The 15,928-nt window shown below is 62.4% G+C and carries 16 protein-coding genes; 12 read left to right on the top strand and 4 right to left on the bottom strand.

Annotated elements, in window-relative coordinates; genetic code table 11:
• Window positions 1-3: 3 nt before the first annotated feature.
• The gene (locus tag KF794_10210) at window positions 4-789 is read left to right on the top strand and encodes an alpha/beta fold hydrolase (GenBank protein ID QYK44164.1); all 786 of its coding nucleotides are present in this window, start codon (window positions 4-6) and stop codon (window positions 787-789) included.
• Here the strand turns inward: KF794_10210 and KF794_10205 are convergent.
• Both KF794_10205 and KF794_10200 read right to left on the bottom strand, forming a co-directional pair.
• Window positions 777-1,532, bottom strand: a complete 756-nt coding sequence (locus KF794_10205) for a ferredoxin reductase (protein QYK44163.1) — start codon at window positions 1,530-1,532, stop codon at window positions 777-779. The genes KF794_10210 and KF794_10205 overlap by 13 nt on opposite strands.
• Entirely contained in the window at window positions 1,525-2,130 is a 606-nt protein-coding gene (locus KF794_10200) for a sulfite oxidase-like oxidoreductase (protein QYK44162.1), read from the bottom strand. The genes KF794_10205 and KF794_10200 overlap by 8 nt, the downstream gene beginning before the upstream one ends.
• A 128-nt stretch (window positions 2,131-2,258) precedes the next feature.
• On the opposite strand from KF794_10200, the gene tsaA reads away from it, so the two are divergent.
• A complete protein-coding gene (gene tsaA, locus KF794_10195) occupies window positions 2,259-2,750 on the top strand; it encodes a tRNA (N6-threonylcarbamoyladenosine(37)-N6)-methyltransferase TrmO (protein QYK44161.1) in 492 nt (163 codons plus the stop codon).
• On the opposite strand, the gene KF794_10190 is transcribed toward tsaA, so the two are convergent.
• On the bottom strand, window positions 2,751-3,995 hold the full coding sequence (locus KF794_10190) for a class I SAM-dependent methyltransferase (GenBank protein ID QYK44160.1): 1,245 nt from the start codon (window positions 3,993-3,995) through the stop codon (window positions 2,751-2,753). It lies immediately after the preceding gene.
• Between the two features lie 282 nt (window positions 3,996-4,277).
• On the opposite strand from KF794_10190, the gene KF794_10185 reads away from it, so the two are divergent.
• The 10 genes from KF794_10185 to KF794_10140 all read left to right on the top strand — a co-directional run bounded on the left by KF794_10185 (window position 4,278) and on the right by KF794_10140 (window position 14,492).
• Window positions 4,278-4,730, top strand: coding sequence for a carbon monoxide dehydrogenase subunit G (locus KF794_10185; protein ID QYK44159.1), 453 nt, complete (start codon window positions 4,278-4,280; stop codon window positions 4,728-4,730).
• A 169-nt stretch (window positions 4,731-4,899) separates the two neighbouring features.
• Window positions 4,900-5,397 (top strand): (2Fe-2S)-binding protein, encoded by a 498-nt coding sequence (locus KF794_10180; GenBank protein QYK44158.1) that lies wholly within the window; start codon window positions 4,900-4,902, stop codon window positions 5,395-5,397.
• Window positions 5,398-5,427: 30 nt separating this feature from the next.
• Complete coding sequence (locus KF794_10175; protein QYK44157.1) at window positions 5,428-7,791, top strand: xanthine dehydrogenase family protein molybdopterin-binding subunit; 2,364 nt, start codon at window positions 5,428-5,430, stop codon at window positions 7,789-7,791.
• Window positions 7,792-7,796: 5 nt separating this feature from the next.
• The gene (locus tag KF794_10170) at window positions 7,797-8,597 is read left to right on the top strand and encodes a xanthine dehydrogenase family protein subunit M (protein QYK44156.1); all 801 of its coding nucleotides are present in this window, start codon (window positions 7,797-7,799) and stop codon (window positions 8,595-8,597) included.
• A gap of 64 nt (window positions 8,598-8,661) precedes the next feature.
• Window positions 8,662-9,582, top strand: coding sequence for a MoxR family ATPase (locus tag KF794_10165; protein QYK44155.1), 921 nt, complete (start codon window positions 8,662-8,664; stop codon window positions 9,580-9,582).
• Complete coding sequence (locus tag KF794_10160) at window positions 9,579-10,778, top strand: VWA domain-containing protein (protein QYK44154.1); 1,200 nt, start codon at window positions 9,579-9,581, stop codon at window positions 10,776-10,778. The genes KF794_10165 and KF794_10160 overlap by 4 nt, the downstream gene beginning before the upstream one ends.
• Window positions 10,779-10,810: 32 nt before the next feature.
• Window positions 10,811-11,953: an acyl-CoA dehydrogenase family protein gene (locus tag KF794_10155; GenBank protein QYK44153.1), complete on the top strand. Its 1,143-nt coding sequence runs from the start codon at window positions 10,811-10,813 to the stop codon at window positions 11,951-11,953.
• Between the two features lie 16 nt (window positions 11,954-11,969).
• Window positions 11,970-12,647 carry a histidine phosphatase family protein gene (locus KF794_10150; protein QYK44152.1) on the top strand — a complete coding sequence of 226 codons (678 nt, stop codon included), beginning with the start codon at window positions 11,970-11,972 and terminating at the stop codon, window positions 12,645-12,647.
• 105 nt (window positions 12,648-12,752) lie between these two features.
• Entirely contained in the window at window positions 12,753-13,865 is a 1,113-nt protein-coding gene (locus KF794_10145) for a 5-methyltetrahydropteroyltriglutamate--homocysteine S-methyltransferase (protein QYK44151.1), read from the top strand.
• A 75-nt stretch (window positions 13,866-13,940) separates the two neighbouring features.
• Entirely contained in the window at window positions 13,941-14,492 is a 552-nt protein-coding gene (locus tag KF794_10140) for an NAD(P)H-dependent oxidoreductase (protein ID QYK44150.1), read from the top strand.
• A gap of 3 nt (window positions 14,493-14,495) precedes the next feature.
• Here the strand turns inward: KF794_10140 and KF794_10135 are convergent, their stop codons facing one another.
• On the bottom strand, window positions 14,496-15,878 hold the full coding sequence (locus tag KF794_10135; GenBank protein QYK44149.1) for a hypothetical protein: 1,383 nt from the start codon (window positions 15,876-15,878) through the stop codon (window positions 14,496-14,498).
• Window positions 15,879-15,928 lie beyond the last annotated feature (50 nt).

The raw sequence follows: 15,928 nt of genomic DNA, 5'->3' as shown, positions 1-15,928 counted from the left end.
GCCATGCGCGTCACCGTGAACGGGATCGACACCTTCATCGCGAATGGCGGCAGGCCGTTCGATGCTTCGCTGCCTGCGGTCGTGCTGCTGCACGGCGCGGGGTTCGATCATTCGACATGGGCGCTGCATAGCCGTTGGTTCGCGCATCACGGCTACGCGGTGCTGGCCCCCGATCTGCCGGGGCACGGAAAGTCCGGCGGCGTTCCGCTCGGCGATATTCCGGCGATGGCGGATTTCGTCGCCGCGCTGCTGGACGCCGTGAAAGCGAAGCCCGCGAAGATCGTGGGACATTCGATGGGTTCGCTGATCGCGATTGAAACCGCGGCGCGCCATCCGGACAAGGTATCGAGCATCGCGCTGATCGGCTCCGGCACCGCAATGCCGGTGGGCGAGGGATTGCTCACTGCAGCGAAATCGAACGACCACGCCGCAATCGACATGGTTTCATTATGGGGACTCGGCGGACGCGCGAAACTCGGCGGCAGCCTCGCTTCCGGACTGTGGATGCTTGGCGGCTCGCAGCGCGTGCTGGAGAGCATGAAGCCGGGCGTACTCCATTCCGATCTGGCTGCATGCAACGCCTACAAGGATACGCTTACGCAAGCGGCGAAAGTGAAGGTGCCGGTGACGATCATCCTCGGCGAGCGCGACCAGATGATCCCGGCGAAAAGCGGCCGCGCGCTGGCGCAGTCATTCGCGAATGCGCGCGTGGTCGTGATTCCGGATACCGGCCATTCACCGCTGTCCGAGCGGCCCGACGAAACGCTGCTCGCGCTTCAGACGCCGTAGCGCTCGGTGCGGATCGCACCGGCTTCCGTGCCGGCTGCGATCAGCGCGTCGCTTGCCACAGATACGAAGGCGTTCGAGCCGCAGATGTAGCTGCGCTTCAGCGGTTGCGGCAGGCGTTGCAGCACTTCTGCGAACATCGGCGCGTCGATGCGGCGGCCATAGTCTCCGGCGCGCTGCGGCGTTTCGCGCGTGAGCGTCAGCGCGAGTTGAAAGCCGTCTTTCCGGTCGTGCAACGCGAGCAGTTCGTCGCGGAAGATGACGTCTTCCCATGTGCGCGCGGAAAGCACGAGCAGCATCGGCGTGTTCGCGCCGGAAGCCGCGCGATGACGGATCATCGACATCAGCGGCGCAACGCCGGAGCCTGCACCCACCAGTAAAATTGGTCCGCCATCTTCCTTGCCCCAGACGAAATGCCCGCCGATGGGGCCGCGCAATTCGATGTCGTCGCCTACCTGCGCGACTTCATGGAAGAACGGCGAGACTTCGCCGCGGTCCAGTTTTTCGATGGCGAGTTCGAGCGCGGCGGTTTCTTCTGGTCCCGACGCGATCGAATAGCTGCGTTGCGCGCTGTAACCATCCGGCGCGGTGAGGCGCACGTCCACATGCTGCCCCGCGCGGAAGGCGAGCGGTGTTGCAAGCGTGAAGAAAAAAGAAGTGACGCGCGGGGTGCGGCGTTCGATCTTCGCGATCTTCGCCTCTTGCCAGCGCGAACCCGGAGCGGCCGGGTTCCTTGCTTCAGTCACCGGAATAACGTTGCTCGCGCCAGGGGTCGCCGTACATATGGTAGCCGTTGCTTTCCCAGAAGCCCGGCTCGTCGCGTTCGGTGAATTGCAGCGCCTTGATCCACTTCGCCGATTTCCAGAAATAAAGATGCGGCACCAGCAGGCGCGCAGGACCGCCGTGATCGGCCGTGATCGGCTTGCCGTCGTAGCGGATTGCGACCATCGCCCGGCCGCCGGTCAGGTCGGCGAACGGCACGTTGGTCGAATAGTTGTCGTAGGAGTGCGCGAGCGTGAAGCCGGTCGGCGCTTCGAGCTTCGCAGCGGCGAGGAGGTCGTCCACCATCACGCCTTCCCAGTCGGTATCGAACTTCGACCAGGTGGTGACGCAGTGGATGTCGCGCTTGAGTTTCGTCTGCGGCAACGCGTTGAATTCCTGCCACGTCCAGCGGCCGACGACCTTCGGGCCGAACTTGAGAATGAACGACCAGCTATCGAGCGACACCTTCGGCGTCGGTCCGACCGACAGCACCGGGAAATCGTCGGTGAGCGACTGGCCGGCGGGGAGGCGCTTCTCGATGTCGGCGGGCTGCTGACGGCCCAGAAATCCGCGCGTAACCATTGGGGTTGAACTCCGATCTGCGACAAGAATACCCGAACCTTACGGGGGCAAACAATCGGGGCCGGTGCATGTTAGAATGGCATTGAACGCGGCGATGCAGCGTTTTCGGGCGGTTCACGGAGGTTTGTTTGGTTCGCAAGGATGAAATTCGCACTGGCGAGGTCGCCGTGCCCGTGCCGGTACCGGACGATGCGGGGCTGACCTTCATCGGCAAAATCCACACGCCTTGGACAGACCGCATGGAATGTCCGCGGCAGGGCCGCAAGGATGGCCCGGTCTGCCGCATCGAGATTTTCGAGCCTTGGGTCGCGGGCCTGAAAGGCATCGAGCAATATGAAACGCTCGAAGTGCTTTACTGGCTCGACAAGTCGCGGCGCGATCTTGTCCTGCAAAGCCCGAAAAGTGACGGCGAGGCGCGCGGTACATTCTCGCTGCGCTCGCCGGTACGGCCGAACCCCATCGGCACCTCGCTGGTGAAGTTCGTGAAGCTGGAAGGCAATACAGTGTTCGTGCAGGGGCTGGATTGCCTCGACGGCACGCCGCTGATCGACCTCAAGCCCGACCGCTGCAATTTCACGCCGCTCGCACCACCGCAGAAGGGCGACTTCGAGACGGCGTAGTTACTTCGCCATCTTGTAGAGGCCGACGTCGATGGCCTTGGCGCGGAAGCCGCCATCGCAATAGGCGAGATAGTATTCCCATGTGCGCTTGAAGCGGCGGCTATAGCCCATCGCCTCGATCTGCGGCCACGCGCGCTGGAAACGCCGGTTCCATTCGCAGAGCGTGCGCGCATAACTGTCGCCGAAATTTTGAAGCGACACAAAGCGCATTGCCGCCTGCTTGATCTGGTCCAGCATGACGCCGTGCGACGGCAGCATGCCGCCGGGGAAGATGTAGCGCTGGATGAAATCCGCATTGCGGCGATAGAAATCGAAGCGTTCTTCCGCGATCGTGATGACCTGCAACACGGCGCTGCCACCCGGCTTCAGCGCTTCCGAAATCTTTCCGAAATAGGCCGGCCAGTATTTCTCGCCGACCGCCTCGATCATCTCGATGGACACGACGCGGTCGAATTTCTCGGTTACGTCCCGATAATCCTGCAATCGGATTTCAGTGCGCTCCGCCACGCCGGCTTGTTGCAGGCGCTGTTTCGCAATTGCAAGTTGCGAGGGTGAAAGTGTCAGGCCGGTGACGTGGCAGTTTTTTTCAACCGCGATGCGCTCCGCGAGTTGTCCCCAGCCGCAGCCGATTTCGAGCACGCGCTCGCCGCCCTTGAGATCGAGCAGTTCGATGATCCGCGAAATCTTGTTTTCCTGCGCTTCTTCGAGCGGCTGCGAAGGCGAGGCGTAGAGCGCGGACGAGTATGTCATCCCGCTGTCGAGCCAGAGCTTGTAGAACTCGTTGCCGAGGTCGTAATGCGCCACGATGTTGCGGCGGCTGCCGCGCCGTGTGTTCATGCGCAGCAAATGCCTGACCCGGTGCAGGAAGCGCGAAAGCGGGCGGCCGGCGGTCACTTCGCTCAGCGTTTTCTCGTTCAGCGCCGCCAGTTCGATCAGCGAGGCGAGGTCGGGCGTGGACCAGTCTTCGTCGATATAGGCTTCCGCAAATCCGACGTCGCCGCCGAACATGAGACGGCGCATGGTGCGCCAGCGATGAAGAATAAGAGTAGCGCGCGGCCCGTCGGTATCGCCGCGTCCCTCGACCCGGATTCCGGATGGGGTCACGATGGTGAGATGGCCGATCTTCAGCGAGCGCAGGACATGGGCGATCCAGCGCTCTGCAAAACGGGCGTGATTCAATACTTCCGAGAGGTTCGCGGCTCCCTCGTGACGTTCGCCAGCTTGCGGCAACTGCGAGAAAGGCATGATTGAAAGCCCCGATATTCCGTAGCTTCGGGTTCGGCCGAAGCCATCCCAAACCTGCGCTGCCAATTTTGAGGGCAACGAAAGTATAATAAGCGTCTTTTATGGCGGCGGGTTCGTCAACGGGGTTTTTACGGAGCTGTCATGTGCTCCGGATTTGCTGCAGTACACACAGGATCGCAGCCATGTCCGTGACGAGATGCACTGGCGGGGATTTGCGTTTATGTAATTCGCAGGATTTTCAAAAAGATGCGGCCGGTAAGCCGCACAGTAAGGGAGGCGACCATGGCGCTTGAGATGACCGGAGAATACGAACTGCCGCAGGACCGCGCGACGGTCTGGCGGGCGTTGAACGATCCGGAGATGCTGAAGAAGTGTATTCCCGGTTGTGAAACGTTGGAGAAAATCTCCGATTCCGAATTCCAGGCGACCGTGAAGCTCTCCATCGGTCCGGTGAGCGCACGCTTCAAGGGCAAGGTGAAGCTTGAGGATATGGACCCGCCGAACGGCTACAAGATCGTCGGCGAAGGTGAGGGCGGTGTTGCCGGTTTTGCGAAGGGCGAAGCCCATGTCGCGCTGGCCGATGCCGGGCAGGGCACGATGCTCACTTATAAAGCGGAAGCCGCTACCGGCGGAAAACTCGCGCAACTCGGCCAGCGCCTGATCGCGGGTTCGGCCAAGAAAACCGCCGACAAGTTCTTCACGAACTTCGTCGAGGCGTTGCAGGAATATAAATAACTGTCCGCATTCCTGTAATGCCAGCAAGCGCTTGACCGCAAGTCTGGAACCGGACCAAACTGTAACCACTATAAAAAGTGAGAAGAGACGCGGCTCACTTGCCAAACCAGCAAGTCATGCCGGCAAAGGCTGAGGAGCCTCAGTTTCTTCCAGTTTGGGAGGTGCCCCGATGTCGACCGTGAACATCACGGTCAACGGAAAATCGCATTCCGTTGACGTTTCCCCCGAAACCCTGCTCGTAGAACTGCTCCGCGAAAAGCTGCGGCTGACCGGTACGCATATCGGATGCGATACCTCGCAGTGCGGCGCGTGCGTCGTGCATGTCGACGGCGTTGCGGTGAAGTCCTGCACCATGCTGGCCTTGACGGCCGATGGCGCGAAGGTGACGACCATCGAAGGTCTCGCCAATGGCACCGCCCTGCATCCGATGCAGGAAGCATTCCGCGAACATCACGGCCTGCAATGCGGCTTCTGCACGCCGGGCATGATCATGTCGGCAGTCGATATCGTGAACCGCAAGGGCAGCGAACTCGACGAGCACACCATTCGCGAAGAGCTGGAAGGCAACATCTGCCGCTGCACCGGCTACCACAACATCGTGAAAGCGGTGGCCGCAGGCGCGAAGGCGATGAAGGGCGGTAACAAGCCCGCCCGCGCTGCCGAATAAACAAAATTTCAGGGAAACCCGGAGGACGTCATGAGCGCGACAGGAATTGGCGCCGCAGTACGCCGCAAGGAAGACCTTCGTTTCATCACCGGCAAGGGTAATTACACTTCCGACATCTCGCGGGCCGGTGAAGTGCGCGCCTATTTTCTGCGCTCGCCGCACGCGCACGCGACGATCAAGAAGGTGAATATCTCGGCCGCCGAGAAAATGCCCGGCGTGGTCGCGGTGCTGACCGGCGCCGACCTCGCGAACGACAAGATCGGCGGCCTGATCTGCGGCTGGGCGATTTCGTCGAAGGACGGTTCGCCGATGAAGGCCGGCCCGCATCCGGCGATTGCCGCCGACAAGGTGCGCTGCGTCGGCGATGCGGTCGCGCTCGTGCTCGCGGAAACGCTCAGGCAGGCGCGCGACGCCGCCGAGAAGATCGAGGTCGATTACGGTGTGCTCCCCGCGGTCACCGATCCGGCGAAGGCGCAGGCGAAAGGCGCGCCGCAGGTGCATGACGTCGCGCCGAACAACACGATCTACGAATGGCATCTCGGCGATCAGGCGGCGACCGAAGCTGCGTTCAAGGCCGCCAAGCATGTCACGAAGCTCGACATCATCAACAACCGGTTGGTTCCGAACGCGATGGAGCCGCGTGCGGCCATCGCCGAATACGACGCCGGCAACGAAAGCCTGACGCTCTGGAACACGAGCCAAAACCCGCATGTCGCGCGGCTCGTCATTTCCGCTTTCGTCGGCATGGCGCCGGAACACAAGCTGCGCGTGATCGCGCCGGATGTCGGCGGCGGTTTCGGCTCCAAGATCTTCATCTATCCGGAAGAAGTGGCGGCGCTGTGGGCCGCGCGCCGCGTTGGCCGCCCGGTGAAATGGGTTTCCGACCGCTCGGAAGCCTTCCTCACCGACGCACACGGACGCGACCATGTTACCCGCGCCGAACTGGCGTTCGACGCCAACCACAAGATGACCGGCCTGCGCGTGCATACGATCGCGAACCTCGGCGCCTACATGTCGACGTTCTCGTCGTCGGTGCCGACCTATCTCTATGCGACGCTGCTCTCCGGCCAGTACGCGATCCCGGCGATCTATGCCGAGGTCGATGCGGTCTATACCAACACCGCGCCGGTCGATGCCTATCGCGGCGCTGGCCGTCCGGAAGCGACCTTCGTGGTCGAGCGCCTCGTCGAAGTCGCGGCGCGCGAACTCGGCGTCGACCCGGCGGAGCTGCGCCGCAAGAACTTCGTCAGATCGTTCCCGCACGCCACGCCGGTCATCATGACCTATGACGCCGGCGACTACGACGCATCGCTGACCAAGGCGATGGAGATAGTGGACTACAAGAATTTCGGCAAGCGCAAGGCCGAGTCCGAGAAGAAGGGCAAGCTGCGCGGCATCGGGTTCTCCACCTACATCGAAGCGTGCGGCATCGCGCCGTCGCAAGCGGTGGGTTCGCTCGGTGCGGGCGTCGGCTTGTGGGAGTCTGCGGAAGTCCGCGTGAACCCGACCGGCTCCATCGAGGTCCTCACCGGCTCGCACAGCCACGGGCAGGGACATGAGACGACATTCGCGCAACTCGTCTCGGACCGCCTAAGCGTACCGATTGAGACGGTGAGCATCGTGCACGGCGACACGGACAAGGTGCAGTTCGGCATGGGCACCTACGGCTCGCGTTCCGGCGCGGTCGGCATGTCCGCAATCTCGAAGGCACTCGACAAGATCGAAGCGAAGGCGAAGAAGGTCGCGGGCTATATGATGGAAGCCTCCGCCGACGACATCGAGTTCAAGGACGGCAAGTTCACCGTCAAGGGCACCGATAAATCGGTGGGATGGGGCGACGTCACGCTCAATGCCTACATCGCGCACAAGTTCACCGGCGGCGAACTGGAGCCGGGCCTGAAGGAAGGCGCGTTCTACGATCCGACCAACTTCACGTTCCCGGCCGGTTGCCACATCTGCGAAGTCGAGATCGACCCGGAAACGGGCAAGACCGAAATCGCGAACTGGGTCGCGGTGGATGACTTCGGCGTCATCATCAATCCGATGATCGTCGAAGGGCAGGTGCATGGCGGCATCGCGCAGGGTGTCGGCCAGGCGCTGCTGGAAGGCGCGTCCTATAATTCGGACGGCCAGCTCATCACCGGCTCGTTCATGGACTACGCCATGCCGCGCGCGGACGACCTGCCTTCGTTCAAGGTCGATACGACGGTGACGAAGTGCCCGTCCAATCCGCTGGGCATCAAGGGTTGCGGCGAAGCCGGCGCGATTGCGTCGCCCGCCGCGCTGATCAACGCCATCACCAACGCGGTCGGCCACGAAAACGTGCCGATGCCGGCGACGCCGAGCGTGGTCTGGAAAGCCGCGCAGGGCGGCATGAAGAAAGCTGCGGAGTAAGCGCCATGTACACTTTCAAATACGAAAAGCCGTCGAGCGTTGCCGACGCGGTCGCGCTGCTGAAGAAATCCGACGACGCCAAGCTGCTCGCAGGCGGGCAGACGTTGCTCCCCGCGATGAAGCTGCGGCTCGCCAGTCCCGCCACCATTGTCGATCTTTCGAAGGTGTCCGGGCTTTCGGGCGTAAAGAAAGAAGGCAACGACATCGTCATCGGTGCGCTGACGAAGCATGTCGACGTGATGAACTCCCCGGAAGTGCAGAAGGCCATTCCGGCGCTCGCCGAACTCGCTTCGGTGATCGGCGATCCGGCGGTGCGCAACCGCGGCACCATCGGCGGTTCGCTCGCGAACAATGATCCTTCCGCGGATTATCCGTCGGCGGTGCTCGGCCTCGGCGCGACGGTGCATACCAACAAACGCAAGATCGCGGCCGACGACTTCTTCAAGGGCCTGTTCGAGACTGCGCTCGAAAGCGACGAGATCATCGAGAAGGTCAGCTTCCCGGTGCCTGCGAGCGCGGGCTACGTGAAATTCCGTAACCCGGCTTCGCGTTTTGCGCTGGTCGGCGTGTTTGTCGCGAAAACCGCGGGCGGCGCGCGCGTTGCCGTCACCGGCGCGGGGGAGAGCGGCGTGTTCCGCGCGAAAGATCTCGAAGCCGCGCTTGGCAAAGGCTGGTCGGCGAAATCGCTCGAAGGCGTTTCCGTCGCGCCGAAGGGCATGATCTCGGACATCCACGGTTCCGGGGAATATCGCGCGCACCTGATCGGCGTGCTCGCGCGCCGGGCGGTGGCAGCTGCTGGCGGCTAGGCCGGCAGCAATGTGCTAGGCTTTCCGGCGCGGGAAATCCCCGCGCCGGTTTGCGTTAAAGGGTATGGTATTGAGCAAACTTCCCGCATCCATCGACGAAACCACAGCGCTGCTCTCGCAGGGCACCTACGTCGCGGATCGCGCGCTGGCGACGGTGGTGTTCCTCGCGCTGAAGATGGGCCGCCCGCTGTTCCTCGAAGGCGAGGCAGGCGTCGGCAAGACCGAGATCGCCAAGGTGCTTTCCTCCGCGCTGGGCCGCAAACTGGTGCGGTTGCAATGCTACGAAGGGCTGGATGCTTCTTCCGCACTCTATGAGTGGAATCACGCGGCGCAGATGATCGCCATTCGCGTGGCCGAAGCGGAGGGCAGCGCCGACCGCGAGCGGCTGACCGAAGACGTGTTCTCGGATCGCTTTCTCATTCGCCGTCCGCTGCTGGAAGCGCTGACCCCTGATCCGGCCGGTGCGCCGGTTCTCCTGATCGACGAACTCGATCGCGCGGACGAAGCGTTCGAGGCGTTCCTGCTCGAAGTGCTCGCGGATTTCCAGGTGACGATTCCCGAACTCGGCACGATCAAGGCGGAATCGCCGCCCATCGTGATCGTGACCTCGAACCGCACGCGCGAAATCCACGATGCGCTCAAGCGCCGCTGTCTTTATCACTGGATCGACTATCCCGATCTCGCGCGCGAACTCGCCATCGTGCGCGCGAAGGTGCCGGGCGCGCAGGAAACGCTTTCGCGCGAAGTCGTCGCGTTCGTGCAGGCGCTTCGCAAGGAAGACCTGTTCAAGTCACCGGGTACGGCGGAGACGCTGGACTGGGCTTCCGCGCTGGTCGAACTCGACGCGAAGGCGCTCGATCCGAACCTGATCGGCGACACGCTCGGCGTGGTGCTGAAGTATCAGGATGATCTCGCGCGCTTCAATCCGAAGAAGATCGACAGCGTGCTTGCGGCTTCGCGCGAGGCGCTGAAAGCGGCGGGATGAGCGCCCCCGCTGAAGGGCAACTGTTCGAACGGCTGATCGGCTTCGCGCGGCTGCTGCGCCGCGCGGGCATTTCCATCGGCCCGGGTTCCGTCATCGATGCGCTGCATGCGGTGATGATCGGCGGCATCGGCACAAGGGCCGATTTCTACTGGACGCTGCACGCCACGCTGATCTCGCGTCACGAACACCATGCGGTGTTCAACGAGGCGTTTCACCGCTTCTGGCAACGCGATCAGGTGGACCGCGTGCTGCGCGAAATGCTTCCCGTGACGCGCACCGAAGGCGTGAAATCCCGTGCCGCGCAGCGCCGCGTCGAGGAAGCGCTCGGTTTGCAAAAGCGGATGCCGAAACCGCCCAAGCAGCAAGAAAAAATATTCGACATGCGCGGCACGGTTTCGGACGCCGAATTGCTGCGGCGCAAGGATTTCGCACAGATGTCGGCCGCGGAACTGGACGAGGCGAGGCGCGCTATCGCCGCGTTGCGCCTTCCCGACGACGAAAGCGAGACGCGGCGTTTCGCGCCGTCGCCGCGCGGGCGGATCGACCTTGCCCGTACGTTACGCGCAAGCGTGCGTGCGGGCGGTGGTTTGATCGAACTGCGTTTCCGCGCGCCGCGCACCAAGCGCCCGCCGCTGGTCGCGTTGGTCGATATTTCCGGCTCGATGAGCGATTACTCGCGGCCGCTCCTACATTTCTTCCATGCGCTCACCATGAAGCGGCGTAACGTATCCACGTTCCTGTTCGGCACGCGGCTGACGAACATCACGCGCGCACTGAAAACCCGCGACCCGGACGAGGCGCTCGCGCTTGCCTCGCAAAGTGCGGCGGACTGGGCCGGAGGCACGCGCATCGCGCCTGCGCTGGAAGAGTTCAACAAGCGATGGTCGCGCCGCGTGCTGGGACAGGGCGCGGTGGTACTGCTCGTCACCGATGGTCTGGAACGCGAAGGCGGAGGCGAACTAAGACGCGAGATCGACCGGCTGCATCGTTCTTGCCGCCGCCTGGTCTGGCTCAATCCGCTGCTGCGCTTCGACGGCTTCGAGGCGAAAGCGGAAGGTATTCGCACCATGCTGCCGCATGTGGACGAACTGCGTCCGGTCCACAATCTCGCCAGCCTGAAATCGCTCTGCGATGCCCTTACGGAAACGCGGACTTCCAGCATTCATGATCCGAGGCGTTGGCTCGGCGTGGCGTAATCGTGCATCATCGGGTTCGGGAGTGAACGCCGATGCACAAGCCAGCCTACATGACCGAAGACCTGGAAATTTTCCGCGACAGCGCGCGGCGTTTCTTCGAGCGTGAATGCGCGCCGCATGTAGAACGCTGGGAGCGCGACGGCATCGTCGACCGCGACATCTGGAACAAGGCGGGCGAGGCGGGGCTGCTCTGCGCGGCGATCCCGGAAGAATATGGCGGCGCAGGCGGCAGCTTCGCGCACGAGAAAGTTCTGATCGAGGAACAGATCCGCGCGGGCGTCAGCGGTTGGGGCAACTCGGTGCATAGCGGCATCGTCGCGCCGTACCTGCTGCACTACGGTTCGGAAGAACAGAAAAAGAAATGGCTACCCAAGCTGGCTTCCGGCGAACTGGTCTCCGCAATCGCGATGACCGAGCCGGGCACCGGCTCCGACCTGCAAAGCGTGCGGGCGACGGCGAAGCTAGACGGCAACCAGTACGTCATCAACGGGCAAAAGACCTTCATCACCAATGGCCAGCATGCTGGCATCGTCTGCGTGGTCGCGAAGACGGACCCGAAGGAAGGCGCGAAAGGCGTTTCGCTGATCGTGGTCGAGGTGGATGAGGTGGAAGGCTTCCGCCGCGGGCGCAATCTCGAAAAGGTCGGCCTGCACTCGCAGGACACGTCCGAGCTTTTCTTCGACGATGTGCGGGTGCCGACCGCTAATTTGCTTGGCGAGCGTGAGGGCCTCGGCTTCATCCAGTTGATGCAGCAGTTGCCCCGCGAACGGCTCATCATTGCGGTGCAGGCTGTGGCGGCGATGGAACGCGCGGTGGAAATCACGACCGCCTACACGAAGGACCGCAAGGCATTCGGCAAGCGGCTGCTCGATTTCCAGAACACGCGATTCAAGCTGGCGGAATGCAAGACGGAGGCGGCGGTAGCGCGCAGCTTCGTCGAGCATTGCACCACGCTTCTGCTCGATGAAAAGCTCGACGTACAGACCGCGGCAATGGCGAAATGGTGGACCACGCAGAAGCAGTGCGACATTGCGGACGAGTGCCTGCAACTGTTCGGCGGCTATGGCTATATGAAGGAATATCCGATTTCGCGCATCTGGACCGATTCAAGGGTGCAGAAAATTTACGGCGGCACCAATGAGATTATGAAGGAATTGATCGGCCGCGCGCTTTAGGGCAAATCATCCGCCCATGAACGAAGCAGCCTCGAATACCACCCGCTGGTGGTGGGTCCGTCACGCGCCGGTTCCCGACACCGTCAACATCTATGGCCAGAACGACGTCGATAGCGACACCAGCGAGACGCATGTTTACACCGCGCTCGCCCACGAACTGCCGCGCGACGCTGTCTGGCTCACCAGCAACCTGAAACGCACGCATCAGACCGCGGCGGCGATCTTCAGCGCGATGACGATGGAAGATCGTCTCATGGGCGAGCCGCAACAGGTCGCGGAATTCGCCGAACAGCATCTCGGCGCGTGGCAAGGCATGAACCGCGCCGAGTTCTTCGCCGCGCGGGCACATCTCAACCATCCATTCTGGTTCGGCCCGGCAGCGGAACGCGCGCCGGGCGGCGAGAGCTTCAACGATCTGGTGGTGCGGGCGACCGGTGCCATCGAGCGCCTGAGCGAAATCTATGCGGGGCGCGACATCGTCGCCGTTGCTCACGGTGGTACCATCAAGGCCGCCATCGCCCATGCACTCAATCTCTCCGCCGATGCCGGGCTGGCCTTCGCCTGCGACAACTGCTCGGTGACGCGGCTGGAGCGGCTTTCAGTGACGCCGCAGCCGTTGTGGCGCGTGATTGCGACCAATCACCGGCCCTGGGTCGGCATGAGCGCGCGGCAAGCGGCGAGCATCCTCGCATAGCGTTTTCGCCCGCGGCGTATGCGCATTTGCCGTGTGGCCGCGATAACAGCCGCCGTATGATGCTCCCTAGGACCGGCACAAGCCGGCGTTTTCGGGAGAACGCTTATGCCTGAGCTTGCCAGGGGGCGGCCGCCTTTTCGCGCCGATCATGTAGGCAGCCTGTTGCGGCCATCCGGGCTGATGCAGGCGTTCAAGCAGCACCAGAACGGACACCTGACCGATGAAGCGTTCCGGAAAATTCAGGACGAGGCTATTCTCGGCGCCATCCGTTTACAGGAAGAAGCCGGGATGGAAGTCGTAACCGACGGCGAATTCCGCCGGAGCGGTTACTGGCGCCGTTTCGTGGAGCGCATGCAAGGCTTCGAAATCCGCAACGCGCTGTTCAAGATCGCCGACGAGACCGGCAATGAATACGAATTCGTCGTCGCACATGCGGCCACGAAGCTGAAGCGCGTGCAGCCGATCGCGATCGACGAGTTCGACTTTCTCAAGGACAACGCGAGCGCGATGCCAAAGATCACGCTCCCGTCGCCGTCCACGATGCATTTCTACCGCTGCGCAGACTTTGCCGATCCGGGCGTTTACGACAGTGCGGAAGAATTCTTCGCCGATCTGGCGAAAGTGTATCGCGAGGAAATCGCGGCGCTGGCGCAGGCGGGCTGCCGCTATGTGCAGCTCGACGAGGTGCCGATTGCGCTGCTGTGCGACCCCACGATGCGCGACAAGGTGAAATCGGTAGGGCAGGACCCCGACCGGCTCGCGGATCTCTACATCGGCGCGATCAATGCAGTGGTGAAAGGTGCGCCGGCATCGGTGCGAATCGGAATGCACATGTGCCGTGGTAACCTGAAGGGACATTACCTCGCATCGGGAAGCTATGAACGTATCGCCGGAAAACTTTTCAGCGAAGCGAAGATCAATCACTTCCTGCTGGAGTTCGATACGGCGCGAGCAGGCGACTTCAGCCCGCTTCGTTTCGTGCGGAAGGATATCGGCGTCGTGCTCGGTCTGGTCACCAGCAAGTCGCCGGAACTTGAAAACCCGGACGATCTGAAGCGCCGCGTGGACGAGGCGGCGCGCTATATCGACCTTGATCGCCTTGCCATCAGCCCGCAATGCGGCTTCGCATCCACATTGGCAGGTAATCCCGTTACCGAGACCGACGAGAAGGCGAAATTGCAGCTTTGCGTCGAAACGGCGCGGGCGATCTGGAAGTAGCTTCTTTGCCGCAGCGCACGGCACCAAATTCGGGTTTAGACGTTATGAGAGCGATCGTTCTCTCAGGACACTCCCATGGACATTCTGGTTATCTGCGGCAGCCTGCGTAAAGGCTCTTTCAACAAGGCTGTCGCGAAGGCGCTGCCTTCGCTCGCGCCTGCCTCGATGAAATTCACGGATGCGCCTTCGTTCGCTTCGTTCCCGATCTACAACGCCGACGATCAGGAAGCGTCGGGCATCCCCGCCGCGGTGACTGCGTTCAGCGACGCGATACGCAAGGCCGACGGCGTGATCGTCGTCACGCCGGAATATAACTTTTCCGTGCCGGGCGGTTTGAAGAACGCGCTCGACTGGGTTTCCCGCATCAAGGAGCAGCCGTTCGCGGAGAAACCGGTCGGCATCATGTCGGCATCGGGCGGGCCGGTGGGCGGCGCGCGGATGCAGTATCATCTGCGGCAGGTGATGGTGTTTCTCGATGCGCGGGTGATGAACAAGCCGGAGATTTTTGTCGGCACCGCGCAGAACAAGATCGACGAGAGCGGCAAGCTGACCGATCAGACGACCCGCGATTTCATTGGAAAGTATCTGGCCGCGTTCGAGAAGTTCGCCGAACGGACGAAGAAGTAGCTTCTATCGTTTCGCGGCGACCGAGAGATCGGCAAACCGCTTTGCGCCTTCCTGCTTCGAGGATGCCTCGAACAACAGGTCCATCGCGTTTGCGACCTCGCCGGTGCTTCCCGTGAGATCGCGGGAGCAGGTCAGCACCGATGCGGCTGCGGCCTTGGTCTGCTCGATAGTGTGCTCGACCGTCTTCATGGCGTTAGCCACCGTGCCGGCATTGTTCGCGGCGCTGATCGCGCTTTCCGCAATGTTGCCGGTCGCGGAGGCCTGCTGATTGAGTGCGGCCGCGATCATTTCCGCCGTGCGTGCGATGTCGGAGATGGTCTCTCCGGTTTCCGCGATTTCACCCACCGAGCGCCGCGTGGCTTCCTCGATCATCGTGATCTGCTGGCCGATTTCAGTAGTGGCCTTCGAAGTTTGCGTTGCAAGCGACTTTACTTCGGATGCGACGACTGCGAAACCGCGCCCGGCTTCACCTGCGCGCGCCGCCTCGATGGTGGCGTTCAACGCGAGCAGATTGGTCTGGCTCGCGATTTCCGAAATCAGCCCGGCAACCGATCCGATCTTGTCCACGGCCTCGGAGAGCGAGCGGATGGTTACGTTCGTGCGTTCGGCGTGAGACACGGCCTGGCGCGCAAGATGCGCGCTGTTCGACGCCTGATCGTGAATCGAGGCGATGGATGCGTTCAGTTCTTCCGTCGCGGCAGCGATGGTGCCGACGTTCGCCGCAGTGCTGTCCGCCGCTGTGGCCGCGGTCACGGCCTGCTCCGATGCGGACTGGGAAAGGCGGGTGAGTTCGTTGGATGTCTGGCCCAGAAGATCGACCGCGTTGCTCACCGAGCGGCGGACAGTCTGAATCGTTGAACCGAAGTGCGTCACGGCTTCGCCGATGCGATCGCCGTCGGCCCTGCTGCTGCGGACCTGAAAGTGGAAATGCAGCGAGATCGCGGTTGCAACGTCGAGATTGAACATGCGCGTGCAGACGTCGATCAGCTCGCAGGCTTTCGTACGCGACATCATGCGTTGCTTGCTGACGAGACGAATGAACGAGCGTTGCAGGAAAGAGGAGATGCCGGGGCGGCTGCGCGCGTCGTGGCCCAGCTCAACCTCGAGCTTCGCACGCTCTTGTGCGTCTGCGACCCAGTTCTCGCCCAGCGGATCGCAGAACAGGCGCTCGGTATATTTGACGATCAGCGCCTTGTAGGCAGCGCCGCGCTGCTGAATCATCTCGATGTAGAACGGCGTGTGTTCGGCGAGTTCTTTGTAATGGTCGTCGATAAGGCCGTCGATTTCCGGCCCGAGAATCATCCAGACCTGATGCCGCGCGTTCAGCGTAGCTTCGTCGATGCGGAAAAGGCCAAGACCGACCTGATAGGCGGCGGGAATCGTCATGGAAGCGCTCGAAGGCAGACCGGCGCGAACGCTAGATAAGTATCGTTAAC

It is taken from the genome of Xanthobacteraceae bacterium, from assembly GCA_019454205.1.
Classification (GTDB): Bacteria; Pseudomonadota; Alphaproteobacteria; order Rhizobiales; family Xanthobacteraceae.
The sequence above is the reverse complement of the archived record's forward strand: the minus strand, read 5'-3'. Positions and strand labels throughout refer to the sequence as shown.